The sequence below is a fragment of the Flavobacterium anhuiense genome, from assembly GCF_001705175.1.
Taxonomy (GTDB): Bacteria; Bacteroidota; Bacteroidia; order Flavobacteriales; family Flavobacteriaceae; genus Flavobacterium; species Flavobacterium anhuiense.
On the sequence record NZ_CP016907.1, the window covers coordinates 870,748 to 895,342 of the forward strand.

Below are 24,595 nucleotides of genomic sequence, written 5' to 3' on the forward strand. Positions count from 1 at the left end.
AGAGAAATCTAGAGCTTTCACTTATTATTTCACCTCATCGCAAAGTTCTTTAATCTGCATTTCATTTATAATATCCAAAAGCTCCATTTCATCAGTTGGAAATAATTGAAGTGCTTGTTCTAAAAGCAATCCAACATCTATTAAAGGTTTTTTATAATTATCATTTTCTAATGCCAAAATACAAAGCTTTAGCATGTTTGTTATCACACAGCCTAATTCTGAATAATTTAAAACATTGATTTCTGCATTGTAACCTTTCTCAGCCGATTTTAAAATATTCAAATATTGAGCTGATTGTTTTTTAGATAATTTACTTTCTCTATTTCTGCCGTTTCCATTCTTTCAATTTTATATCATTTTTCAACAATTCAAATATCAGAATATACCTTCAATAAAAGGTTATCTTATATGATAACAATTGTTAATATTCCGCTAGGAATATCTCGTCGGTAGAAAAAAAATATTGCACCACATTGTGTCCTGTAGGGACATTTGATTTGCGAAACATTTACCAATCAAACGTTCCTACGAAACGTGTATTCGGAATTCAAATTTCGTTTCTACCGACGAGACATTCCTACGGAATGAACATAATTTAATGGCGCTCCTCTGGAGCTTTCTGATTATGGGATTTGGATTTTCTACAAATATTTTGCTCCGCTGGAGCACAATTCAAATTTCGCTTCTACCGACGAGACATTCCTACGGAATGAATAGATGCAAAATCTCGTGTATATTATCAAATATAAAAACCCAAAATGCGTAAACCCAAAAGGACTTACGCATTTTTTTGATGAAACATTATAAAAAACGCCGTTTATCTTCTTCTTCCGCCACCTCCGCCGAAGCCTCCACCGCCTCCGAAACTGCCACGAGAACCGCCTCCCATTTGTCCTGCACTTGGTCTTGACGAAGAACCTCCTCCTCTATTAAAATTAGATCCTGAAGAACTTCCTCTATTGAGGTTTGAAGTTCCCGCACTTGGCGACGCACTCTGGCGAGTTCTTCCAGATGCACCAGTATTTCCTGCTGATGGGCGTGTGCTTGCTGAAGGACGTGAATTGCCTCGATTGGTATTGTATCTATTATTGGCAGAATTGTCGCGTACGGTATTAGAACGCATTTTATTATTGTTGTAATTATTAAAACTGTTTCTGTTATTAATATATACATTGTTTCCGCCATGATAATGTCCACCGTGATAACCATGATGATGGTAATAATGGTTATGACGATAAATCCCTACAGCCATTACCGTAAAAGCGGCGAAATACGGTGGATAAAATCCGTAGTAATAAGGTGGATAATATGGCACATAAGCCGGAGAATATACATATTGTACAATTGGCACCGTTTCTACCACAACTGCTGTTACGGCTGGCGAACTTTGCACAGGATCGTCTCCTGCATAGGCTGGATTTGCTGTTTTTGCTGGTGAGGACTTGCTTACTGGTTCAATAACATAATCTTTTCCATATAGCAGTTCGTCGCCTACAATCTGCATTTTTACTTTGCCGTTTTTATCCTTGTCAACCAAAATAACTGCAACATCCTGATTCTCATTTTTGTTTACAGCAACTTGAAGAATAAAAGTAAATGAATTGCCATTTTTCTTTGTAATTACTTTTATAAAGTCAACTTTTTTATCCAGATTCAAATCCAGGTTATTGATTCCTGTTTTCTCCAAATTTAAGTTTTTCTCAAATTCCTCAATGGTTTTTGATTTCTGAAACAGGGTCATCACGGCATACAAATCAAGATTATCGCCAGGCAGCCCAAGTTCTGGACCATCATTATCCGATTGGCAAAAAATCAACTGGGCAGACATGATTAATGCGACTGTCAAATATTTTGTAAATATCTTTATCATATTAAGTGTATAAAATATTAATAAGAGGGAGTAGAAAATGATCTTTTATACTTTCTACTCTGTACGCAGAAATCGTCTAGTGTTTTTTGGTTTTATCCAATTCTCCAATAAAAGGAATAACATCTTGAATTTCTGCTCGTATGGTCACTTGTAGATACTGCTCAAGCTGTACAAATTTTGCAGCATTGATTCCGCCAATAGCTTTTACCAATTTAGAATGTGTTTTGGCAAGGAGTTTTTCAGAGTCTTGATTGTATTTCAAATTTTTTGAAGTTAATTCTGTCGCTTTGGCATCACTTAAGGTTGCATAATTCTTTCCGTAATCTTCTAAAATCAGAATCTTTTGCTGGCTCAAAGCTTTACGTTCCGTTTCGTATTTATCATAAATAGGCTGAAATGCTGCAGCTTGCGCATCAGATAAGCTCAAGTATTCTTTGACCACATCGGCTTTTGATTTTCCATAAAGATCTTGGATTAAATTAATCTCATCAACAGAAGTTTGTGCTGTGGCATTCAATGCAAAAGCTAACGACAGTATAAATAGTATTTTTTTCATAATATTAATTTTATAGGGTTTTTAAAGTACAGAATGCTCTTTTGTAAAAGGCAATTACTCTACCAATCCATCAGAAGCGCTCATATCTCTTACGCATACATATTTGCCATCTCTTTTTTCAAAAAAGCTCATGTAGTTTCCTGTATTAATTGGCGTTTTGGTAGAATCTGTTACTTTATAATATCCTACTTCTACAACCATTTTCCCGTCATTAGAAACAAAAACTTCTTTGGTTTCAAATGATATAATATTGGTATTATTGGCCAAATCTGATTTTAAAAATTCATATCTGGCTTCTTTGCCAATAATCGGTGGTCTGTTCTGATAAAAAGTTATCGCATCATCTGCGTAATACCCTATTTCTTTGAGCTGGCCTGCATTGTATGTCGCAGCATATTCATTCTCTTTTGCCTGAATCTGTTTCTTGATTTCTTTTAGGTCAACTACAGCGTTTTCATCCTTTTTTGTATTGCAGGAAACCAATAAAGCAGAGAGTCCTGCGAGAACCGCTCTTATAACTATTTTATTTTTCATACACATTAAATTTTCAAGTTGATATTACATTATTCCCTTTTACTAATAGACACAAAAGCAGCTGTTGCCTTTAGCAATGATTTTATCAGCATCAATAATAATATTAGGATCATAAGTTTAGATTTGCTTAAAAAAATAAGATTAATATTCTTCGAATATCTTTTGAAGTTCTGCCAAGCTTCTTTGTTTCAATAATGCTACCGACAATAGAATTCTAGATTTCTGCGGATTCAAAGCGTATGAAGCTATAAGTCCGAGTTCATCATCATTACATTCTACATTTCGGCTTACAAGTCCAGTTGCAACGCGAGTGCTTCTAACTACGATAATTCCTTTTTTGCTGGCTCTTGCGCAAGCATCTAGAGAAGCTTTATTCATATTTCCATTTCCTACTCCAGCAATTACAATTCCTTTAGCACCGCGTTCTATCGAGGCATCAATCAAATCTGGTTTCATATCCGCATCGGCATAAATAATATCTACTCGTGGAAAAGAGCTAACGCCTTTAATATCAAATTCTGAGTTTTTCCCAAATTTTTGACTAGGGTAATTAAAGAAATCATTAGTTCCGTAGGAAGTAATACCTATAAGTCCACGAAGCGGGGACATAAAAGTCTGGACAGCCGTCGTGCTCACCTTTGTTAGAGATTGAGCTGAATGAATCCAGTCGTTCATCACCAAAAGCACTCCGCGTCCTTTTGCTTTAGGATCGCCAGCTACTGCAATCGCATTATAAAGATTTAAAGGTCCGTCTGCACTAATTGCTGTTGATGGACGCATTGACCCCACAAGCACTATTGGTTTATCTGTTTTGGTAGCTAGATTTAAAAAATAAGCCGTTTCCTCCATCGTATCGGTTCCGTGTGTAATTACAAAGCCGTCTACATCATTGCTATTGGCTAATTCATTAATTCGATTGGCTACTTTCAGCATAATTTCAAATGACATATCCTGAGATCCGACATTAGCAATTTGCTCCCCTTTTATATCAGCTACTTTCAAAGCATCTGGAATTGCATTTACCATTGCATCAATGGTAACTTGACCCGAAGTATATCCTGACTGTACTCCCGTCTTAGCAGAACCGGCAATCGTTCCGCCTGTTGCCAATATTAGGACTTTAGGTTTTGTTTGTCCGAACAAGCTTATGCTTAGTGACAACATCACAAGCAAAAGGATTTTATTGCAAAAGTTGATATTTAATTTCATGTTTTGTTTATTTAAGGTTGAGGTTATTTTTGGCCTGTTAAGGTTGCTGGATCAAGCAGTTTCTTAATTTGATCTTCTGTCAGCAATTTCTTTTCGCGTATAAGTTCTAGAATACCTTTATTGGTTGCCAATGCCTCTTTGGCCAGTTCAGTTGTTTTTTCGTAACCCAAAACAGGATTCAAAGCCGTTACAACTCCAACACTTCTGTCCATATAATGGGCTAAAATGTCTTTGTTTACGGTAATGCCATCAATACAATTTTTTCTAAACAATGGCATGGCTTTAAAAAACAATCCTTGCGATTCCATCATGGCAATGGCTTGAACAGGTTCAAAAGCATTTAACTGCAATAAACCAGATTGAGCGGCAATTGTTACCGTCAAATCATTCCCCATGACTTTAAAACACAACTGATTCATAAGTTCTGGCATAACAGGATTTACTTTCCCTGGCATAATGGAAGATCCTGGCTGAAGCGCCGGCAGATTAATTTCGAAGAAACCAGTACGAGGTCCAGAAGCCAAAATGATCAAATCGCTGCTTATTTTTGCCAATGCAACTGCCATACTCTTAAGCGTAGAAGAATACATTACAAAACCCTGCTGGCTGGTTGTAGCGGCAATAAGATCTTTACTCATTACGATTGGTTTACCTGTAATTTTTGCAAGATGCGTGGCTACTTTTTCTGCATAACCTGGAGAGGCAGTAATTCCTGTACCTATAGCTGTCGCTCCCATATTTTGTTCGCATAGATAAACTTCAGATTTTTTTAAAGCGTTAATTTCCGCATCAAGCTGATTTCCGAAAGCATGAAACTCCTGTCCAACGGTCATTGGCACAGCATCCTGACCTTCAGTTCGTCCCATTTTTATGATGTCTTTAAATTCATCTCCTTTTTTATGGAACGCTTTTGCCAAAAGATCGGCTTCTTTCAGCAGTTTATCGTTATGAAGCAATAATGCCACTTTTATTGCTGTTGGGTAGACATCGTTTGTTGATTGCCCCATATTCAGATCATCATGAGGTTCAATGTATTGGTATTCGCCTTTTTTATGTCCGCTTAATTCCAATGCAATATTGGCCAGAACTTCGTTCACATTCATATTGGCCGAAGTACCAGCGCCACCTTGATATAAATCAACAAGAAATTGATCATGATATTTGCCGTCAATTACAGCTTGACAAGCTTTTTCAATAGCAGCAAGCCTATCTTTTTTGAGTCGGCCCACATCAGCATTCGCACGCGCCGCAGCAAGTTTTACCATTGCAAAAGCCTTAACATACTCAGGATAAAATTGCGTTGTCATCCCGCTTATCTGAAAATTTTCTAACGCACGAGCTGTCTGCACGCCATAGTAAGCATTTGCAGGAATTTGTTTTTCTCCTAGAAGATCTTTTTCGGTTCGGGTCTGAGCATTAAGAGTGCCTAAAGACAATCCGAACAATAGCAGATATTGTACAGTTTTATACATATTTTTCTTTTTTATTGATTAAAAACAAAAGGCTTTTACTGATTTCTTTTATAAAATGATTGTGAGAAATTATATCTAAAAGAAAACTGTATTTTATTTATTGAAGTACTCCAGCCATCGTTGAAATTTTCGCGGTTACCCCACTGAAATTCAACTCCGACCATACAATTTTTTACAGGAGTATACAAAAGGTTTCCTAGAACGTACTGCCCCTTTTTAAAAGCATCATCCGTCTGTCCGTCTGAGTTATCGATATCAATCATAGAATACCCTATTGCAGTGCTAAACTTATCGCTCCAGTTATGATCTAAAAAGGCTACAACTCCAACTAGAGGAAGGGCAACTCCTTTTACCGGAGTTACCGGATTGCCAAAATTGTTTTCGATACCTACATCGACAGGAGCATCATTCATGTAGTTCTGAATTCCTTCGCCATAAACGACCTGCCCTCTAAAAACATCATTTTTACTAAAATTAATGTTGGTGCTTAAATTAAGCCCCCATCCTACAGCATCGCCAGACAAGTCATACTGGTCATTATTTTGGTCTTTCCATTCAATTTTTCGAACTATACCGGCTAACTCAATATACCCCCATTTTGTAGCATGATGGTATTCTGCTGAAAGATCTGGCAACGGAAATCTTGCTTTTACCCCCTGCAGTTCCACACGGTTGGCATAATCACCCTGATCGGCACTTGCTCCAGGTCTCTCTAATGCAATGGTTAAACGGGTATCGCCTTGAATGGGCATGTAGCGAATTTGGATGTTTCTAAAGAAAACCATTCCGGTTGGCCCCCAATATTCAAGCGAATTTGGAAACACACCAATATCCATAAAAGGACTCCAAGTTTGTCCTGCTCCAAATTTTCCTAATTCGGCGTAAGCGTGACGCAGACGAAAAGTAGTCTGTCCAGCGTCTACACCCGTACCGAACAATTCAAACTCAAAGTGTGTTTTTAATTCTCCGATTCCAGTATCAAAATAATTTTTAAAACCTAATCTGGTTTGACGAACCGAAGCGTAGTAACTGCCATCTGGTCCATATTCATTTTTAAATGAAGGCAGTTTAGTCGGCCTTACCACATCATACCAATCTGATTGTATCTGATTGAAATTATAGCCGATATCGGTCATAATAAATCCGTAGATTTCCATACTTTTATTCCCTTCGTCTTGTGCCTGAGCAAAAGCTGAAATGAGAAAACAAATTATAATGGCCCGATGCTTCATCGTTACCATTTGTAAAAACCTTTTCTTCATAATGATTATAGTTTGTTTGTTGTGGGATACTATTTTTCATCTGCTTTTTACAATTCTGGCATAAAATAAAACTCCTTATTATTAAAGAAATCTGCAGGTTACTCAGTCTGCTTTTTTATAACTAAACCATCTTTTTACAAATGCACTTTTTTGAAAAAAAAGAATTCAAAACATTTTCAGACTAAATATTAAACCAATTCTTATTAAAAAAAAGAGTTGTTCGACTGGCATTTATACTGATTATCAAACAAATATAGATAATACTGGGACTCGATTAGAGTTAATAACCGTTACATTTAACGGTTAAAAATATCAGATTAATAATACTAACATGTTAAAAATTTTCATAAATTTATATCTTCATAAATATTTGGTTTTTAACATTTTATACGCCCGTGTGACTTTTTTTATATTAATAATTTAGATAATTTATTATGGAAATAAAAAAAATCCCCTCGGATAAAATCTATGATGAACTGGAAAATGTTTTAAAGTTTTATTCATTTAAGAACTCAACGCTATTAACTAATTTTCTTCGTTATATTGTCACAGAAACTATAGACGAAAGACAGCAGTTCATCAAAGAATATTCTATAGCAGTAAATGCTTTAAGCAGACCCTCTCATTTTAACCCTCATGATGACGCAATGGTTCGCATTCATGCAGGACGATTAAGAAAATTACTTCATGAGTATTATTCAACAGACGGAAAAGATAATTCTGTAATTATTCATGTCCCAAAAGGCGGTTATGTCCCAGAATTTATTCATAATAATAAAATTAGGCATGCTGATGCCCTCGCCAGCATCCAAAAAACAAATCCGGTGATTACAGTTTTTCCTTTTAAATCAATGGTTCTTCGTCCAGATTTGGAAGCTTTTTCGCAGATTCTTTCTGAAGAAATCAGTGCCGAACTTTCCCGTTTTCAGGATATATCTGTCATTGGCCATTTTCCTTCTGAAATTATTTCAAAAATTAATGAAAATATCCTTGAGGCTGCTCAACTGGTCGGAGCAGATTTTATCATTACTGGTCATATCCAAATTATCGATAACAAGCTGCAGATCAGGATAAATCTGATAAATTCTTCTTCGGGCAAATTTGTATTGACAAAGTTATTTACACCCGCTACAATAGATGATGGCATAAGAATCCAGAATGAAATCGTAAAGGATATTGTGGCTTCTATGGGCGGATACTATGGCATTATTTTTAAAGAAATAATAAAAACCGCACCTTCTAAAATAGCAGACAACTCCAGTGTATTAAAGGCAATTTGCAGTTACAATGAATATCAGTCTTATTATTCGATCCAAAATTATGCTAATGCTCTGTCCCATTTAAATGAAGCTGTAGAATTAGCCCCAAACCATGCCATTATTTGGGCAATGCTTGGCGAAATGCATTTGGCTTCTCTTGCCTTGGGATTAGACAATTGCAAAAAAACAATAGAAAAAAGCAGTCATTGCGTCTCAAAAGCCTTAACAATCGATCCCAATTGCCAGCAGGCATGGCATGCGCTGACACTTTTAAACTGCTTTAAAAAAGACCAGGATAATTGTCTGGCCGCTGCAGAACAATGCATAAAAATAAATCCTAATTCATCTGGAATTGCTTCAGGAGTAGGCTGCATGCTTATTTTTGCCGCGTATTTTGAGAAAGGTTTCAACTTGTTAGAAAATGCAATCCGCATAAATCCTTCCCACCCTTGGTGGATTACCATTGGCTATTGCTGTTATTACATTCATAAAAAGGATTATCAGAAGTCTCTGTATTGGGCTGATAAAATGGATTTTAGCGAAACTATCTGGGATTCTTTGCTAAAAGCGGTTTCTCTATCGCTATTGAATGAGGATGCAAAAGCGAAAATACAATTAAATAACCTTCTAGAACTACAACCTCAAACTGCAACAGAAATTAAAGAAATACTTTCTAGCTTTATTTTTTCTGATGAAGTTGTTTTTAGAATGGTAAAGAGCTTGAAAAGAATTGGACTAAAAGATGATCTTTTAAATTAGAAACAAAAAACTGGAAAGATTAGCTTTTAGGCCACTTTCTTTGCTGTTCGTTTTTTCTTTTCTAATAATTTCAGCTGATTTTCGGCACATAAGATTTTCTCGGTCATGCCGTTTTTTTGTATTTCAATGAGATAATGAAAATCTCTTTCTTTTGAAGTCGATTTTATGATTAACCCCTTTTTAAAATCCATTTTTCTTTCGATTATGGTTCCCTTGTAAGATATCCCACTCCATGCCGTGTAGGAAACATCTTGTCCTTTTACAAATTTCATTGTTTTAGCCGTTTGTTCCTAATATTTGCTAATACTTCTAAATCTGAAAAACTAATGTTAAGGGGGGAAATCAGTTTTTCTATTTCGGCGAATGTATAAAGTTTTTACAATCTACAAACCCGTATTTATACCTGTTTTTTTGAATCTTAAATATAGTAATTTTTTCAATGTAAGAATAACCTTGCAAAAAAAATTGATACAATTTAGAACAGCTTCTTTTACTTCTTTTTTAGCATGAATTCCTAGTTTTGAGAGAATGAATTTTCATTTTCAAAAACAACTAAAAAAAGAGCAAAATGGTACAGGAAAGAGTGATGGAAAAGCTGGCAATTTTAGCAGATGCGGCAAAATATGATGTTTCTTGCTCATCGGGACAAAGCACACGCAAAAATAAAAACAAAGGATTGGGTGACACGGGAGGCGGAATCTGCCATGCCTTTACAGAAGACGGCCGATGTGTGTCTCTACTAAAAATTCTGCTTACCAATCACTGTATTTTTGACTGTGCCTATTGTGTCAGCCGAAAAAGCAATGATATCAAACGTGCCGCATTTACGGTACAAGAAGTGGTTGACTTGACGATTGGTTTTTACCGAAGAAATTACATCGAAGGATTATTTCTGAGTTCTGGAATTTTTGACAATGCCGATTATACAATGGAACGTTTGGTTAGAATTGTAAAGAAATTACGGTTAGAAGAAAATTTTAATGGGTACATTCATCTCAAAGCGATTCCTGGCGCAAGCGAAGAATTACTGAAAGAAGCTGGATTATATGCCGACCGTCTGAGCGTAAATGTCGAAATGCCGACAGAACAAAGCCTTAAACTGCTCGCTCCAGATAAAAATCACAAAGACGTCATAAAACCAATGCAATATCTTAAAAACGAAATCATTGGTTATCAAGAAGAGAAAAAATCCAATTACAAAACACCGCTTTTTGCTCCAGCAGGACAAAGCACGCAAATGGTAATTGGCGCAACAAAAGAAAATGATCTGGAAATTCTCGGAATGGCCAATTATTTTTACGAACAAATGAAAATGCGTCGGGTGTATTATTCTGGTTATGTGCCTATAAGTTATGACAACAGACTTCCCGCTATTGGAACTCCAGTTCCTATGATTCGTGAAAACCGTTTGTATCAGGCCGATTGGCTAATTCGCTATTACGGATTTAATGTAAATGAAATTGTGGGATTTGATCAGCCAAATCTTGACTTGGACATTGATCCAAAATTAGGTTGGGCCTTGCGAAATCTGCATCAGTTTCCAGTTGATATTAATTCAGCTGATTTAGAATTGATTCAGCGCATTCCTGGAATCGGATTTTTGAGCGCAAAAAAAATTATCGCTGCCAGAAGGTTTAAAAAATTACAACCCGAAGATTTAAAGAAATTAGGAATTGCCTACAGCCGTTCAAAATTCTTTTTGGCTTTTTCGTCGCCTTTCTATATGCAGAAAGACCTGACGCCTATTCAAATAAAAAGTCAGATTTTAAATTTACAGAACAGTAAATACAAAAACAATTTTTCGAACCAGCTCGCATTATTTTAATTCTAATGACACAACTGCTTTATGATGGAAGTTATGAAGGCTGGCTTACAGCTGTTTTTGAAATCTACGAATACAAACTCAAAGATGTTGTTTTTGCCAAAGAGGAGATTTCAAATACTTTGCTTTTCTCAGAAATTCAGCTTGTAATAACTGATAATGGTAAAGCAAACCGAGTTTTAAATGGTTTGGAGCAACGCCTCTCCCATCATGGTTTTAATAACCTATATTTTGCTTTTTTATCTGAAATGGATCAGATTGAAGAAATCTTGTTTCGCTTTGTCCAATATGTTTTTTCGAGTCCAATGAATATCGAAGGAGATTTAAGCCGAAACGAAGTATTGAACGTAAAAAAAGCGGCACATTTAACAGGGAAAGAAAGCCATAGAATGAAAGCTTTTGTTCGTTTTAAACTAACAAAAGACGGATTATATTATGCCATCATAGAACCCGATTGTGATGTTTTACCGCTTATTGAACAGCATTTTAAAAACCGATATGCAGACCAGCGCTGGCTCATTTACGACGCTAAACGCAAATACGGAATTTATTATGACCTTGAAAATGTCTCTACGGTCGAAATGCAGTTTGAGTCCAATCCTTCTTCCAGTTCTTTGGCCGAAAGAAATGATGAAAATGAAGAATTTTTCGAGAATTTATGGCGCAATTATTTTAAGAGTGTCAATATCGAATCGAGAAAAAACACCAAACTTCATATCAAACACATGCCAAAACGATATTGGAAAAACCTAACAGAGAAAATTCCAAACCTCAACAAAAGATGATATTACCAAATCCGATAGGTCTAAATCAAGAATATGCTTTTAACACATAGAAACATAGATTTTTTTACACTAAAAAAGAAGACAAGAGAAACAAGTTTCAACACATAGGGAAGCTATGTGCGTTAAAATAGTGAAACGCCTTTTTTAAAGACTTCAAAAACTATATCTCTATGTGTTAAAATACTTTAGACAAAGAGATATTACTTGCTTTTCTTAAGCGCATCCAGCAATTCAACCATATCAACTACTGCATAAGTTGAACAATAATCAGATACAGCATAAGGCAGAATTAAACTGTTATTATGAATAATCGCTCCGCAGGAATACACCACATTTGGCACATATCCTTCTCTTTCATCTTCCAATGGAGAAAGCAAAGGTTCTGTCAATCTTCCTATTTCTTTTGAAGGATCGTCGAGATCAAACAATGAGGCACCAATGCAATAGCGTCTCATAGCTCCAACTCCATGCGTAATTACAAGCCATCCTTCTTCTGTCCAAAGCGGAGATCCGCAGTTCCCAATCTGTGTCAACTCCCAAGTATAGCGTGGTTCTTGCAGTAAAATTGGAGTATTCCATTGCGTTACTCGATCAGAATACATAATATAATTGTTTACACCGTCAATTCTGGCTAGCATAGCATATTTGCCTTTTATTTTTCGAGGAAACAATGCCAGATTTTTATTCTGCGCTCCTTCTCCATGAAGCGGCATAACTCTAAAACTATAAAAATCTTCGGTAGAAATTAATTTCGGCAAAATTGTATGTCCGTTATAAGCCGTATACGTTGCCATAACACGCGAAGAACCGTTATCATCTGTAAAACGTACAAAACGAGCATCTTCTATTCCACGGCTCTCTGAATCAGAAATCGGAAAAATGACACGTTCTGTAATATCCGAATCATGTTTGAACTGCAAATCGTAAAAAGAATTAGCCAACCACAGTATTTCTTCCAGTGCTACTTTTCTTTCTTCGCGAATTAAAGGATCTTTTAAAGACTCAATCAGCAAATTTTTAAGGACCGCAAATTCAAACTCATCTGGAAGATCCTGCATAATCTGAGCAATATATTTGTCTGCTGTGTGCATTTCGTACAGCTTACTAAGGAATCGCTCTTTATTAAATAAGGTTTTATGTTCGATTTCTGCCTTATCAATATGATTTCCTATTTTCATGATATGCAGATTGTTATCTCGATCCAAAATGGCTCTTCTAAAAACAATTGACGAAATATGACCTTCACCAGTGGCTCGAAAAGAAATTATAACGCGTTTTTCGCCTGCCTCCAATCCGGTCTGATCAAAATCTTCTACAATTGACGGATTAAAAATCGCCGCCGATTCTATGGCGTACTCCATCGTACAATAAGATCCAATAAGCATTTTACGGTCTAGAGACATGGCTTCGTAATCAATCTGCATGCCTTCTATTATAGGACGAATTCTTTCACAGTGTCTAAAAAAAACTGCCGAAATATTTCGGTGTCTTCTCGCAAATTCACGAAGCGTCTGCTCTAAAGTCTGTAATACCTGTTTCTCGTCCAGCATCATTATCCGAAGTACCATTTGCTGGGTTCTTTCTTGCCCATTCATAAAATATCGGGCAACAACTCTTTTTGAATCTGGTAATAGTTTTATATTTTTTCGGACAACGGATACTCGCATAACTGGAAAATTTTATAACAATAACATTTAAGGAATCTTTTATTACACAACAAGTTAATAATTTTTGTTAAAGAAAAAAACTTAATTTTTTATTAAAACTTTGAATTGGTCTAATAATCCAAGTCTTTTTTATGCCAGTTTCATCAAAAGTTTTTTCTTAATTTCGTCTCTACATCAGCAGCTTAAAACCAATGAAAAATAAAGTTAAATTTTTGAGAGAAGAACAGAATATGACTCAAAATGAACTTGCCGAAAAATCGGGTCTTTCATTGCGAACCATTCAACGAATCGAAGCGGGAAGTATTCTCAAAGGCTTTACCTTAAAAACCATTGCCGAAGCTCTGGAAACTAATCCCGAAAACCTCATTTTAAAAAATGAAAATATTCAGATAGAAAGAGCCAAACTCATTAATCTTTCTGTTTTATCAGGACTTATTATTCCGTTTGGGAGCATTATTTTTCCTTTAGTGTTAACTTACAAAACGCAAGATCCAAAAAATAAAGAATTAGGAAAACAAATTGTAAGCATTCAAATTATTTTAAGTCTTATCCTTTCGGTTTTAATGATTGCATGTCCGTTCATCCAAAATTCATTTCCGCTAAAGTTTCCGCTTTTCATTATTCCTTTAATTGCAATTTTAAGCTTAAAACTCATTATCGTTATTCTAAACGGAATCAGTTTAAATAAAAAACAAGATCTTGCTATAAAACTGAAAAACAACTTCTTATAACACAAGTCATGAAAATGACGTAAAACTGTCGTATTGTTTTTGCACAAAAATCGGAAACGAAATCCGAATCTTGCAGAAAAAAACAGACCATGAAATTGTTTAAGAAAATTGCAACCGTATTTTTAGTTATTATCGTTTTATTCTTGGTGGGAGGATATCTTTATTTTCAAAAGAAATTCACTCCACCAGAAAACTATTTGAAGATTTCAGGAATTGCCGAAAATATTCCGATAAAATGGATTTCTAGCAACGAAAACTCCCATTCAGCTTTACTTTTACCCATAAAAATAAAAGGCATTGATAGAACATTCTATATGCAGTTTGACTCAGGTTCTGCTGTTACTGTTTTCTACAAAAAATCATTAGAATCAATTGCGGAAAAATTTCAAAATCAGTTAAAAATCGATAATGAAAACTCCTCGATTTCTAGTGCTTTTAGAATCGGAAAAATGAATGTGGCTTCAAGTGATTTTGAAGTTTTAGATTATGGCGAAAAAATCAGTTTCGATAATCCAGATGCCGAAAATATAATTGGTACAATCGGAACCGATTTATTAGAAAAGCGAATTACCATTTTAGATTTCAAAAACAACCAATGTTCGTTTATTGAAAAAATTAAAGAAGATACTTTTACCGATTTTGAGTTCAAAAAACGTAAAATTCTTATTCCTTCAGTTATCGAAAATGAGAACCTAAAACTACTGTACGATACCGGAACGAGCGGTTATGAACTCATTACAACAAAAGAAATCTGGCAACAATACCGCAATAAAAACAGTGCGATAAAAACCGAAAAAGGAAATTCATGGGGAAACACTCTGAGCGTTTATTCCGCTTCCGCGAAAAAGAAAATACAATTTAAAAATACAACATTGAATTTATCTGAAGTGACTTACATTGAAGGCACGTCAAGCCTTCAAAAATTCTTAATGAAACGCTCGGGGATGCAGGGAATGATTGGCAACAAACTTTTCCTGAATCACAAATTGATTTTGGATTGCAGAAACGAAAAATTCAAGTTGGAGTAAAAAGTAAATTCTATAATACTAAACTGTTTTATGAATTGATTTTGATGATATTTTTGACGTTTTCGATAAAAGTTTCGGTGTCTTTGATTTCCTGTTTAATCAACTGATGATGATCAGCTAAAGCGTGCTGTTCCATCATATCTTTTTTTAAATATTTAATCATCGATTCCAGGCTTCTAGTATCATTTTGATTTTGTCTTTTTAATTCTCGCTGTTTACTTTCCAGATATTTTAAAGTCTCTTTTAACTTTTGTACGTCTAATTTTCCCAATCCTTCTTTTTTAACATTTATAAAAACAATAGCTGGAAATGTAATACTATTCAATATGCTCCAAAAACCAATACCATTTGAATTTGCCCCATTCCCAGCCATTGTTATTGATACTTACGTACAAATTGATTTTTTGGATTTAAGAAAATTCATATTTTTTCTAACGCCTCTCTCTTTAAAAAACAACTAATTGTTTTACAGCATTTTACACAAAAGACATACTAAGTGAAGCTAAGCTATCTGTAAAACATACAACTTTCAGACTCTCAAAACATTAGCTAAAATCATCTAAAATTGTGAATATCTATTTAAAGATTTAACTATTATTTCTGCTGTAAAATTTATCTTTGGCATCCTTAAAATTTAAATAGAGATGAGCGCAGTTTGGTACGAATGCAAAGTAAAATATAGAAAAACAGATGAAACTGGAGGACAAAAAGTTTTAACCGAACCTTACTTGGTGGATGCCTTGTCTTATACAGAAGCTGAAAAAAGAATGACTGAGGAAATGGCCGCTTATACCAGTGAAGAATTTAAAATCACGGCTATCAAAGTGGCAAATTATGCCGAAATTCATCCTTTTGAAAATGCAGACAGATGGTTTAAATCTAAAATCACTTTAATCGCTTATGATGAAGAAAGCGGTAAAGAAAGAAAAACTAGTATGTATATGCTGGTTCAGGCCAATGATGTTCGCGAAGCTTATGACAATACACTTCACATAATGAAAAATACAATGGGCGAATATTCTATTCCAGCTATTTCGGAAACTGCAATTATGGATGTTTTCCCTTATTTCAGCGGTGAAGAAGGCGAAACAGAAATGTTGGAAAGATTTAATGCCCTAAAAGCTTCTAAACCAGAAAAGCCAGAAGCAGAAATAATTGACCACATGGAATTTGAAACTGTCGAGGAATAAATCCATGAAAAATTGGAATAAAAAAGCAAAATAGAATTCTATTTTGCTTTTTTTATTTTAAACTATTTTAATACAACATTTTTGCCAATGGTGTTACTGCAGAAGCAGATTTTGGCAATAAAGCGGTAAGTGTATCAAATTGTGTTGGACTGATATTTTTTTTCATTTTAGATATAAAAGACTCTCTAGTAGTCGTCATTTTAGAAGTATAACCTGCCTTGTCGGTGGCCATTGTGGGCAAAATGTTCTTCTTTTTATTTAAAGTTTCATTTACCAATGAATTTACAATCGGCTTTTGAGCATCGGTTAATTTTAATTTTGGAGATAAAACTCCCATAACCTGATTTGCAATACTAGCAACATCAAAAGCGGGCACAGCCGTTGTTGACGCCTTACTGGCCGCCTTTGTTACGTCTCCTATACTTTGTGCATTTGCAAATGAAATTGTCCCCAAAAAGACAACTAAAATAAATAATTTCTTTTTCATGGTATTTTCTTTTAAAGTTATTTGCTTGATACTAAAGGTAATAAAAATGTAAATTCAATTGACATTCCAAAACCATAAATATCTAATAATCTGTATTTTACACAGTTCCAACAAGAAACATTCATACTATTCAAAAATCAAAATAAGTTCTATCTTAGCTACAGAATTATGTGTTGACTTGAAACCAATTACAACACAAAAGCCAAAACCAACCTAACCAAAATCTGCATGAACAAAAAAACATTTATTTTAATTGGGTTTATTATTTTAAAATTCATTCTACAATATGTTTTAATTAGTCCAGAATACGATTTGCAGCGTGATGAATATTTGCATCTCGATCAGGCAAATCATTTGGCTTGGGGCTATTTATCGGTTCCGCCTGTCACTTCTTGGCTTTCGTATCTTATTCTGCTGCTTGGAAATTCGGTTTTCTGGGTAAAGTTCTTCCCTGCCCTATTTGGCGCCTTGACGCTTTTGATAGTCTGGAAAACAATAGAACTTTTAAAAGGTAATCTTTATGCTCTAATTCTTGGTGCTTTATGTGTATTGTTTTCGTGTTTGCTTCGTTTAAATACACTGTATCAGCCAAACTCTTTTGACGTTTTATGCTGGACTGCATTTTATTATGTTTTAATACAATACATTACTGCCGAAAATACAAAATGGCTCTATATAGGAGGCGTAGTTTTCGCCTTTGGCTTCTTGAACAAGTACAATATTCTGTTTTTATTCCTCGGATTAGTTCCAGCCATTTTACTTTCACAACAGCGAAAAATACTCGCAAAAAAAGAGTTTTATTTTGCCTTGATTTTAGGTTTAATATTAATTCTGCCAAATCTTTATTGGCAGTACAGCAATCATTTTCCGATTGTGCACCACATGAAAGAATTGGCAGAAACCCAATTGGTGAATGTCGATAGAGCCAATTTCCTAAAAGAACAGATTCTCTTTTTTATTGGTGGCTTATTGGTGATTTTAGCTGGACTTTATGCGGTTTTATTGTATCAGCCTTTCAAAAAGTTCCAGCTCTTTTTTGCGACGTTTGTTTTCACACTATTAATTTTTATTTACTTCAAAGCAAAAGCGTATTACGCAATCGGATTATATCCAATTTACATTGCTTTTGGAGCTGTATTTTTATCTCAAATCTTAAACAATGGATGGAAACGTTTTCTGAAACCTGTTTTTATCTTGATTCCGATATTGTTTTTTATTCCGATGTATGATATTGCCTTTCCAAATAAAAGTCCTGAATATATTGTAGCGCATTCAGAGAAGTACAAAAAAATGGGAATGCTTCGTTGGGAAGATGGTAAAGACCATCATTTGCCTCAAGATTTTGCCGATATGCTGGGTTGGAAAGAATTAGCCAGAAAAACAGATTCGCTTTATGCATTATTACCCAACCAAAAAGAAACTATTGTGCTCTGCGACAATTACGGACAAGCTGGAGCGATTAATTATTATACTAAAAAAGGAATAAAAGCTGTTTCTTTCAACGCTGATTATCTCAATTGGTTTGACCTCAGCATTAGATACAAAAACTTGATTCGTGTTAAGGATTTTGAAGAAAACGATAAAGAAATGAAAGAAACAAGTCCGTATTTTGAATCTTCGGTTATTGGTGGTGAAGTTACAAATCAATATGCTAGAGGATATCGCGCTACAATTTTTGTTTTTACGAATGCTAAAATTGACATCAATAAAAGATTAGAGCAGGAAATCAACGAAGAAAAAAATAAGATCATAAATGATTAATTTCAGAGACATATCGTATTTAAAAACGGGAAATTCAAAACAGCATGCGGCATTTCATATTTTGACCAAACATCATATTTTGGAAAATCTTGCCGAATTTGATCCTATTTTAGTTGGCACGATTCCGATAAATATTGATGTCAAAAACAGTGATTTGGATATTGTCTGTTATTGGAAAAATAAATCCGATTTTATTGAGAGAATTAAATATCTATTTGAAAAGGAAAACCGTTTTTCGATTCGAGAAATTGTAATTGATAATCAAGAATCAATAGTAGCAAACTTCTTTATTGAGGCTTTTGAAATCGAAATCTTCGGGCAAAATATCCCTACAGAACTTCAAAATGGCTACAGACATATGGTAATTGAAGACCAAATTCTGCGTTCTAAAGACGAAAACTTTAGATTAGAGATTATAAAACTGAAAGAAAGCGGCATAAAAACCGAACCTGCATTTGGCTTGCTACTAGGCTTAAACGGAAACGTTTACCAGGAATTATTGGATTATAAAGTCTAAGAAAAATCGTCTCTTTTAGAAATTATAGAAAATAAAGTACAAAAATTATTTGCATAACCGTATTTAGTGTGTATCTTTGCACCTGAAACATCGCGGGATAGAGCAGTAGGCAGCTCGTCGGGCTCATAACCCGAAGGTCACAGGTTCGAGTCCTGTTCCCGCTACTAAGAAAAAAAGCTTCAGATTTCTCTGAAGCTTTTTTTATTTTTACAAACTTTTATATTTGCTGCGTTCACAAGCGTGACGCTCGCGCTAGCAACGAAAACATATCAGATTACTATTATTTCCAGTTCTGTTTCGGTATGCATCACACATGCCCATTTGTTATTTTCTTTCACCCAAGTCGAAGTGCAGACACACTTTATGGGCGCTTTTTGACTTTGATCTGCTATCTCAAAATCGAGACGATATCCTATTACGGCAGTATTTTCGGCAATTAGCTTTTCTTTTACATCATAGATGTTCAGCACTTTTATTTTATTGGTCTGTCCAGAGTCAAACATATTTTTGAACTCAGTCTCGCTGATGCTCTGAACACCATTTTTTCCGGCAACTATGCAAGGAAAAAATGTCAAATTCCTTACTATTTCGTAGTCATTATTCTCAACTCCTTGCCAGTATTTTTTTTCCAATTCTATAATTTGTCCTTCCATATTATCTCGTTGTTAATTAGACATTTCATAAATTTCAGCTTAATATTGAAACAAAGCCTTTCTTTTAACCTAGATTTATTCAACTTTTTAATTATAAATCAGGCTTTGAACCTTTTGAAATTATAGATCTCATCACTCCAGGAAACCATCTCTGCAACCAGACAGCCAGTTTACCATGACCTGTAAAAATGTAATTTCTCTTTCGTTTCAAAATAGCACTTATCATCACCTTCGCCGCTTTATCTGTCGGCCACATTAAATTTGACGGTCGTGGATCTGACTGTTCTGGATACCAAATTCCGTCATTGTCAATTCTTGCAATTTCAGAAACCACAAATCCGGGATGCAACGTAGTACAACTCACACCTGTTCCCATTAATTCAACCTGCAAAGTCTGACCAATAGAATTTACAGCAGCTTTTGAAGCACCGTATGCACCAACATTAGGATTAGGAAGATAAGCACCTACGCTTCCGACCAAACCAATTCTTCCTTTGTTTTTCTTTAAATGTGGCAATGCATATTTTACCGTTAAGGCTAATCCTGTAACATTGCCTTGCAATTGCCTATTCCAATCTTTGGCTGTTAGATTTTCGATACTTCCAGAAATGCCAAAACCAGCATTAGCTACAACCACATCCAAACGTCCCCAATCTTTAATAATTTGTTGGACTGCATTTTCAATAGAAGCTTCTTCCATTATATCACAAGGAATTACCAATGCTTCTCCGCCTGATTGTCTAATCGTGTCAGCAACTTTATCCAATAGTTCTTCACGTCTTGAAGAAAGAACTACTTTATATCCTAATCTTACGCATTCAAAAGCCATTGATTTTCCAATGCCAGATGAAGCGCCAGTTATCCAAATTACTTCTTCTTGTGCTTTTGTCATTATTACAACTTCAAACCTCTAATTTATTCATTATAAACTAGATAACCAAAACTAAAAATTTATACTCGTATGTTTACGATCGGACTTTTCGCTAGCAAAGGAAATTGATATCTAAAAATAAAAATTGCTCAAAGTCAAATACATTTGCTTTTCAATTGAGCACTTCGAAGAGTCTAGGCAAGCTACTAAACCATTCTCCACTTTCAGTTCAGAGTTTTTTTTTATTAACTTATAACTTTCAGGTTCAAACAATATGAAAAATGAGAAAGACTGAAATTCCAGAAAACACAATTACCCTCACTTAGAACATAAACCACGAGAAAAACCTATAAAAATATTCTTTCAAAAACAAAAATCATCAATATTTCTAAAAATTATTTTTCTCTAACAAAGACAATAACCCTTTAGCGCAAACTCAAAACAACCAATTATTAATCAAATAAATACAACATCTTTAACTTACTTTATCCACAAATAATCTGGATTCAAAAAAAATTCCAATCAAAAAAAATCAAAAAGTTTTTTCAAAAATGCTTTGGATATCTCAAAAATAATCGCACTTTTGCACCCGCAATAGCAAAGCAGGTCCGTTCGTCTATCGGTTAGGACGCCAGGTTTTCATCCTGGTAAGGGGGGTTCGATTCCCCCACGGACTACTTACTAAGACAAAGCTTCAGAGAAATCTGGAGCTTTTTTTGTTTATATTTACTCCGTTAAATGTTTTAAAAGAAGACAGTCAAAAAACTCAACCCAAATCTTAAAATGAAACACAAATTAATAGCCCTTTTATTTGTATTCGCCTTTGCAAATATGTCTGGCCAAGCGCCCGCCAGCAAAACTAACTACACAAACAGCAATTTGCCAGCAGAAGAAGCTGTTACCAGCAAATCTTTAAAACCGCTTAAAAAGATTTCTCTAGACGACACTTCCCTTTTAATCTACGATTATGACGGTTCACTTTTTTCATGGGACTTAGAAGTTGAAAGCATTGTCTGGACTGTAAAAGCTTCAGATGCTCATACTGAAATGTGCGCCAATAAAATAACCCTACAGGACGGAATTGTGTATATTCCGTTTATTAATGGAGAAATTTATGCGGTCGATAATGGAACGGGAACTATTTTCTGGAAATCTAGAATAGGAAACTTCACAGACAAGATTGTCCTAAAAGACCAAACTCCAATTATAGCTAACGGAAAACTTTTTATAACAGCTCAAAATCAAAATCAGAGCAGTAATCTATATGCTTTGGACTTAAAAGATGGAAGTTTGGCTTGGAACTACAAATTTGACACTCCAAACAGCGATATTGAGCCATTATTTTTCGACAATAAGATCTTTACCCAAAGCGGAACAAATGTGTACTGTTTTGAAGCTAATACTGGAAAATTGCTTTACCAGAAAAGTTTTGATGAAACCATGACCGGAAAACCTGTTACAGATGGTGAAAGTGTTTTTATTGCCGGCGACAAAAATTGGCTATACGCTTTAAAACCAAATAGCTTAGATGTTTTATGGCAATTTAAAATAGAAGAAAACCAGAACAATGTAAAAGAACGCATCGTTTGCCACGACAAAAAACTATATTTTGCGGCACAAGGCCCAGAAGTTTCATCTATTTATGCTGTTGATTCTAAAACAGGAACGCAGCTTTGGAAAACAGATTTTAAAGGTGATAATGTCCAATACATCGTTAAAGAAGTTGATAATCTTTGGGGGTATACTCTTAACAAAAAACTTTTTGAATTGGATTTATCAAACGGAGAAATTGCTTTTGAAGAAAAACTAACCACTTTGCCTATTTCAAACATTGAATTTCCTGCCGATGACAACTTGCTTTACTATTATTGCGATGCCGGTTTAATTCAATTTGATTTAAAGGAAAAAGACGAAAACGTATATTATATGCGCACTTCTCTTACAGACAACCCATACAGTGCTTTTATCAAGATAATTAGATAATAGCTTCTCGCTTTTCAAAATAAAAAAAGACCATTTTTTCAAATGGTCTTTTTTATGCTCTTTTGAGAAAAATTTATGCTCTAAACAAAGCATATTTATTGTAGTTGTACAAAACTTTATCATAAGGAACATAAAGCGAAACTATTTTCTCTGATGATTCATTGAACGTAATTCCGTTATGTTTTCTAAACAAATAAATTTCTTTCAGACAATTAGAAAGACTCTGGTGAATTTCACTTGTAAAAGTTGGCAGTTTTTTGTCACCTACCAAAAGATCAATTTGGTAGTTTGAACTACTTTTTGATAAGTTGTTACCAATAATTCTAAGTGTAAAAGTTGTTGGTTTTCCGTATTGTTCTCCCTGATATTGCAATGTCATGATTTCTTCTTATTAAGTGATTAGTAATACCGCTGATTAATCGGTTTTTGGTTCTCTGGATACTTTTATTAAAATTATAAAATTTTGGACAAACTTAAAAAATTCAATTCTAAATTAAATGTTATTTTTTGTGATAAAGTAACCTCTAAAAACCATAAAACCGTAACAAGGTTACGGTTTTGGCAATTAACTAAATATATTTAATCAACTTGTTTAACGAGTGTAAAATTCATTCATAAGCATCGATTAATTTTTGGGTAAACTATTGTAATTTATTTTCTTGGTTTATTTCTAATAAAAACGGATTTCCGTTTTCGTCTATCATGGTCATATTTAAAGCATCTAATAATGCTGTCTTTTTTGAAACTTCGCCTGTAAATTTATTGTACGAAAGATTCAATTCTTGCAACTTGCTAAGCTTTTCAATTTCTTGCGGAATTGTGCCTGTAAAATCATTGTCAAATAAACTAAAATTTTGCAATACATTCCAATTAATAATTTCATTTGTCAAATTTCCTGACAATTTATTATTATTCAGCAGCAATACTTTTAGTCCTGAAATTTTATAAATCGAAACAGGCAGTTTTCCATTAATTTCGTTGTTAAAAACAGCTAAAATTTCCAACTGATTCAACTTTCCAATTTCTGACGGAAGCTCTCCTGAAATATTATTCATAAAAAGCTCTAAATCTTTCAATTTTACCAATTGGCAAATGGAAGACGGAATTACGCCAGATAATCTATTCTCACCAAGATTGAGCAATTCTAATTCCTTCAAATTAAAAATTGACGAAGACAAACTTCCTTCAATTTTATTCTTTTCCAGATTCAGCGATTCTAAATTTGTAAGATCGTAAAGAGCTTCAGGCAATTCTCCCTGCAGATTATTATCTGCCAGATTCAGCGCCACAACTTTTCCGTTTTCTGCTTTAACACCGTACCAAGTAGAAACAGACAGACTTAAGTCCCATTTGTTTTTCCATTGCAAACCATTTGTTGCATGATACAATTTTATAAGCGCCTCTTTTTCTTTATCCGAAACGGTATCTGCCAAAACGTTTAGCGAAAAAGCAAATAATAAAGAAAGGGTTACTAAAATTTTCATAACAGATTTGGGGATTTGTTATTAGCGTAAAATTATGCAATTCAAAGCTATAATATACTAAATATCGACAAACTGTTGAAAAAAATTTTATTCGTAAGACTTATATTACTTTTAATTATTTTCTAAAACCTGCATTTTTTTTGATTACATTTGACTAACTAATTCTAAAAACCTCATATTATGCAAATTAACTTCGTTGCTTTGTTTACAGCAGCCATCGTCACACTCGTAACCGGTTTTATCTGGTACAGCCCAAAAGTATTCGGAACTATCTGGATGAAGGAAAATAATTTTACTCAAGAAGAGCTAAGAAAAGGAAATATGCTTAAAATCTTCGGACTTACGTATATTTTCTCATTAATGATTACCATGACTTTAATGTCGCTTACCATCCATCAGTCTGGCGCAGTCGGAATGGTTGGCGGACCACCGTTGATTGATAGCGCAAAACCTTCATTTGCCGCTTTTATGGCAGATTACGGAATGGCATACAGAACTTTTAAACATGGCGCGCTTCACGGTTTTATGTCAGGATTATTTTTTGCTTTTCCTTTAATTGGAATCAATGGTTTGTTTGAAAGAAAATCTTGGAAATATATTTTTATCCACAGCGGCTATTGGATTCTTACCTTAACGCTTATGGGCGGAATCATCTGCGGATTTGCCTAACATCAATTATAAAAAACCCGTTTGAA

General features: G+C 34.5%; 25 protein-coding genes and 2 tRNA genes. 12 read left to right on the top strand and 15 right to left on the bottom strand.

Annotated features, from left to right (window positions below; genetic code table 11):
* Window positions 1–24 precede the first annotated feature (24 nt).
* From BB050_RS03575 to BB050_RS03605, 7 genes are all read right to left on the bottom strand, one after another.
* Window positions 25–282: a hypothetical protein gene (locus BB050_RS03575; RefSeq protein ID WP_066032638.1), complete on the bottom strand. Its 258-nt coding sequence runs from the start codon at window positions 280–282 to the stop codon at window positions 25–27.
* Window positions 283–817: 535 nt separating this feature from the next.
* Window positions 818–1,870 (bottom strand): hypothetical protein, encoded by a 1,053-nt coding sequence (locus BB050_RS03580; protein WP_236940415.1) that lies wholly within the window; start codon window positions 1,868–1,870, stop codon window positions 818–820.
* Window positions 1,871–1,946: 76 nt separating this feature from the next.
* A complete protein-coding gene (locus BB050_RS03585; protein ID WP_066032640.1) occupies window positions 1,947–2,426 on the bottom strand; it encodes a hypothetical protein in 480 nt (159 codons plus the stop codon).
* Window positions 2,427–2,480: 54 nt separating this feature from the next.
* Window positions 2,481–2,960: a YybH family protein gene (locus BB050_RS03590; RefSeq protein WP_008467034.1), complete on the bottom strand. Its 480-nt coding sequence runs from the start codon at window positions 2,958–2,960 to the stop codon at window positions 2,481–2,483.
* Window positions 2,961–3,101: 141 nt separating this feature from the next.
* Window positions 3,102–4,169 carry a type II asparaginase gene (locus BB050_RS03595; protein ID WP_066032641.1) on the bottom strand — a complete coding sequence of 356 codons (1,068 nt, stop codon included), beginning with the start codon at window positions 4,167–4,169 and terminating at the stop codon, window positions 3,102–3,104.
* Window positions 4,170–4,192: 23 nt separating this feature from the next.
* Window positions 4,193–5,641, bottom strand: a complete 1,449-nt coding sequence (locus BB050_RS03600) for an aspartate ammonia-lyase (protein ID WP_008467036.1) — start codon at window positions 5,639–5,641, stop codon at window positions 4,193–4,195.
* A 35-nt stretch (window positions 5,642–5,676) separates the two neighbouring features.
* Entirely contained in the window at window positions 5,677–6,903 is a 1,227-nt protein-coding gene (locus BB050_RS03605) for a DcaP family trimeric outer membrane transporter (RefSeq protein ID WP_123906986.1), read from the bottom strand.
* Window positions 6,904–7,337: 434 nt separating this feature from the next.
* Between BB050_RS03605 and BB050_RS03610 the strand changes: the two genes are divergently transcribed.
* Entirely contained in the window at window positions 7,338–8,921 is a 1,584-nt protein-coding gene (locus tag BB050_RS03610; RefSeq protein ID WP_066032642.1) for a tetratricopeptide repeat protein, read from the top strand.
* A gap of 26 nt (window positions 8,922–8,947) precedes the next feature.
* On the opposite strand, the gene BB050_RS03615 is transcribed toward BB050_RS03610, so the two are convergent.
* Window positions 8,948–9,193, bottom strand: coding sequence for a hypothetical protein (locus BB050_RS03615; protein WP_066032643.1), 246 nt, complete (start codon window positions 9,191–9,193; stop codon window positions 8,948–8,950).
* Between the two features lie 296 nt (window positions 9,194–9,489).
* Here BB050_RS03615 and BB050_RS03620 point away from each other — a divergent pair, with 296 nt between their 5' ends.
* Complete coding sequence (locus BB050_RS03620; protein WP_066032644.1) at window positions 9,490–10,746, top strand: putative DNA modification/repair radical SAM protein; 1,257 nt, start codon at window positions 9,490–9,492, stop codon at window positions 10,744–10,746.
* Between the two features lie 5 nt (window positions 10,747–10,751).
* Entirely contained in the window at window positions 10,752–11,528 is a 777-nt protein-coding gene (locus tag BB050_RS03625) for a TIGR03915 family putative DNA repair protein (protein WP_066032645.1), read from the top strand.
* A 200-nt stretch (window positions 11,529–11,728) separates the two neighbouring features.
* On the opposite strand, the gene BB050_RS03630 is transcribed toward BB050_RS03625, so the two are convergent.
* The gene (locus BB050_RS03630) at window positions 11,729–13,195 is read right to left on the bottom strand and encodes a glycoside hydrolase family 130 protein (protein ID WP_066032646.1); all 1,467 of its coding nucleotides are present in this window, start codon (window positions 13,193–13,195) and stop codon (window positions 11,729–11,731) included.
* Between the two features lie 191 nt (window positions 13,196–13,386).
* Here BB050_RS03630 and BB050_RS03635 point away from each other — a divergent pair, with 191 nt between their 5' ends.
* Window positions 13,387–13,926, top strand: a complete 540-nt coding sequence (locus BB050_RS03635; RefSeq protein WP_066032647.1) for a helix-turn-helix domain-containing protein — start codon at window positions 13,387–13,389, stop codon at window positions 13,924–13,926.
* Window positions 13,927–14,015: 89 nt separating this feature from the next.
* Window positions 14,016–14,954: a hypothetical protein gene (locus tag BB050_RS03640; protein ID WP_066032648.1), complete on the top strand. Its 939-nt coding sequence runs from the start codon at window positions 14,016–14,018 to the stop codon at window positions 14,952–14,954.
* A gap of 28 nt (window positions 14,955–14,982) precedes the next feature.
* On the opposite strand, the gene BB050_RS03645 is transcribed toward BB050_RS03640, so the two are convergent.
* Window positions 14,983–15,327 (bottom strand): hypothetical protein, encoded by a 345-nt coding sequence (locus tag BB050_RS03645; protein WP_066032649.1) that lies wholly within the window; start codon window positions 15,325–15,327, stop codon window positions 14,983–14,985.
* 271 nt (window positions 15,328–15,598) lie between these two features.
* Between BB050_RS03645 and BB050_RS03650 the strand changes: the two genes are divergently transcribed.
* Window positions 15,599–16,144 carry a DUF4494 domain-containing protein gene (locus BB050_RS03650; protein ID WP_066032650.1) on the top strand — a complete coding sequence of 182 codons (546 nt, stop codon included), beginning with the start codon at window positions 15,599–15,601 and terminating at the stop codon, window positions 16,142–16,144.
* 67 nt (window positions 16,145–16,211) lie between these two features.
* On the opposite strand, the gene BB050_RS03655 is transcribed toward BB050_RS03650, so the two are convergent.
* Entirely contained in the window at window positions 16,212–16,631 is a 420-nt protein-coding gene (locus BB050_RS03655) for a hypothetical protein (RefSeq protein ID WP_066032651.1), read from the bottom strand.
* 228 nt (window positions 16,632–16,859) lie between these two features.
* Here BB050_RS03655 and BB050_RS03660 point away from each other — a divergent pair, with 228 nt between their 5' ends.
* From BB050_RS03660 to BB050_RS03670, 3 genes are all read left to right on the top strand, one after another.
* Window positions 16,860–18,392 carry a glycosyltransferase family 39 protein gene (locus tag BB050_RS03660; RefSeq protein ID WP_066032652.1) on the top strand — a complete coding sequence of 511 codons (1,533 nt, stop codon included), beginning with the start codon at window positions 16,860–16,862 and terminating at the stop codon, window positions 18,390–18,392.
* Window positions 18,385–18,909, top strand: a complete 525-nt coding sequence (locus tag BB050_RS03665; protein ID WP_066032653.1) for a DUF4269 domain-containing protein — start codon at window positions 18,385–18,387, stop codon at window positions 18,907–18,909. The genes BB050_RS03660 and BB050_RS03665 overlap by 8 nt, the downstream gene beginning before the upstream one ends.
* Window positions 18,910–19,000: 91 nt before the next feature.
* Window positions 19,001–19,073 (top strand) — tRNA-Met (locus BB050_RS03670).
* A 105-nt stretch (window positions 19,074–19,178) separates the two neighbouring features.
* On the opposite strand, the gene BB050_RS03675 is transcribed toward BB050_RS03670, so the two are convergent.
* Both BB050_RS03675 and BB050_RS03680 read right to left on the bottom strand, forming a co-directional pair.
* On the bottom strand, window positions 19,179–19,562 hold the full coding sequence (locus BB050_RS03675) for a nuclear transport factor 2 family protein (protein ID WP_066032654.1): 384 nt from the start codon (window positions 19,560–19,562) through the stop codon (window positions 19,179–19,181).
* A 91-nt stretch (window positions 19,563–19,653) separates the two neighbouring features.
* Complete coding sequence (locus BB050_RS03680; protein WP_066032655.1) at window positions 19,654–20,454, bottom strand: SDR family NAD(P)-dependent oxidoreductase; 801 nt, start codon at window positions 20,452–20,454, stop codon at window positions 19,654–19,656.
* 584 nt (window positions 20,455–21,038) lie between these two features.
* On the opposite strand from BB050_RS03680, the gene BB050_RS03685 reads away from it, so the two are divergent.
* Window positions 21,039–21,110, top strand: a tRNA-Glu gene (locus tag BB050_RS03685).
* 106 nt (window positions 21,111–21,216) lie between these two features.
* The gene (locus tag BB050_RS03690) at window positions 21,217–22,416 is read left to right on the top strand and encodes an outer membrane protein assembly factor BamB family protein (protein ID WP_066032656.1); all 1,200 of its coding nucleotides are present in this window, start codon (window positions 21,217–21,219) and stop codon (window positions 22,414–22,416) included.
* 73 nt (window positions 22,417–22,489) lie between these two features.
* Here BB050_RS03690 and BB050_RS03695 read toward each other — a convergent pair whose 3' ends face one another.
* Entirely contained in the window at window positions 22,490–22,795 is a 306-nt protein-coding gene (locus BB050_RS03695; RefSeq protein ID WP_008467067.1) for a hypothetical protein, read from the bottom strand.
* A 262-nt stretch (window positions 22,796–23,057) separates the two neighbouring features.
* Window positions 23,058–23,900 carry a leucine-rich repeat domain-containing protein gene (locus tag BB050_RS03700; RefSeq protein ID WP_066032657.1) on the bottom strand — a complete coding sequence of 281 codons (843 nt, stop codon included), beginning with the start codon at window positions 23,898–23,900 and terminating at the stop codon, window positions 23,058–23,060.
* Between the two features lie 180 nt (window positions 23,901–24,080).
* On the opposite strand from BB050_RS03700, the gene BB050_RS03705 reads away from it, so the two are divergent.
* Window positions 24,081–24,569 carry a DUF1761 domain-containing protein gene (locus BB050_RS03705; RefSeq protein ID WP_066032658.1) on the top strand — a complete coding sequence of 163 codons (489 nt, stop codon included), beginning with the start codon at window positions 24,081–24,083 and terminating at the stop codon, window positions 24,567–24,569.
* Window positions 24,570–24,595: the final 26 nt, after the last annotated feature.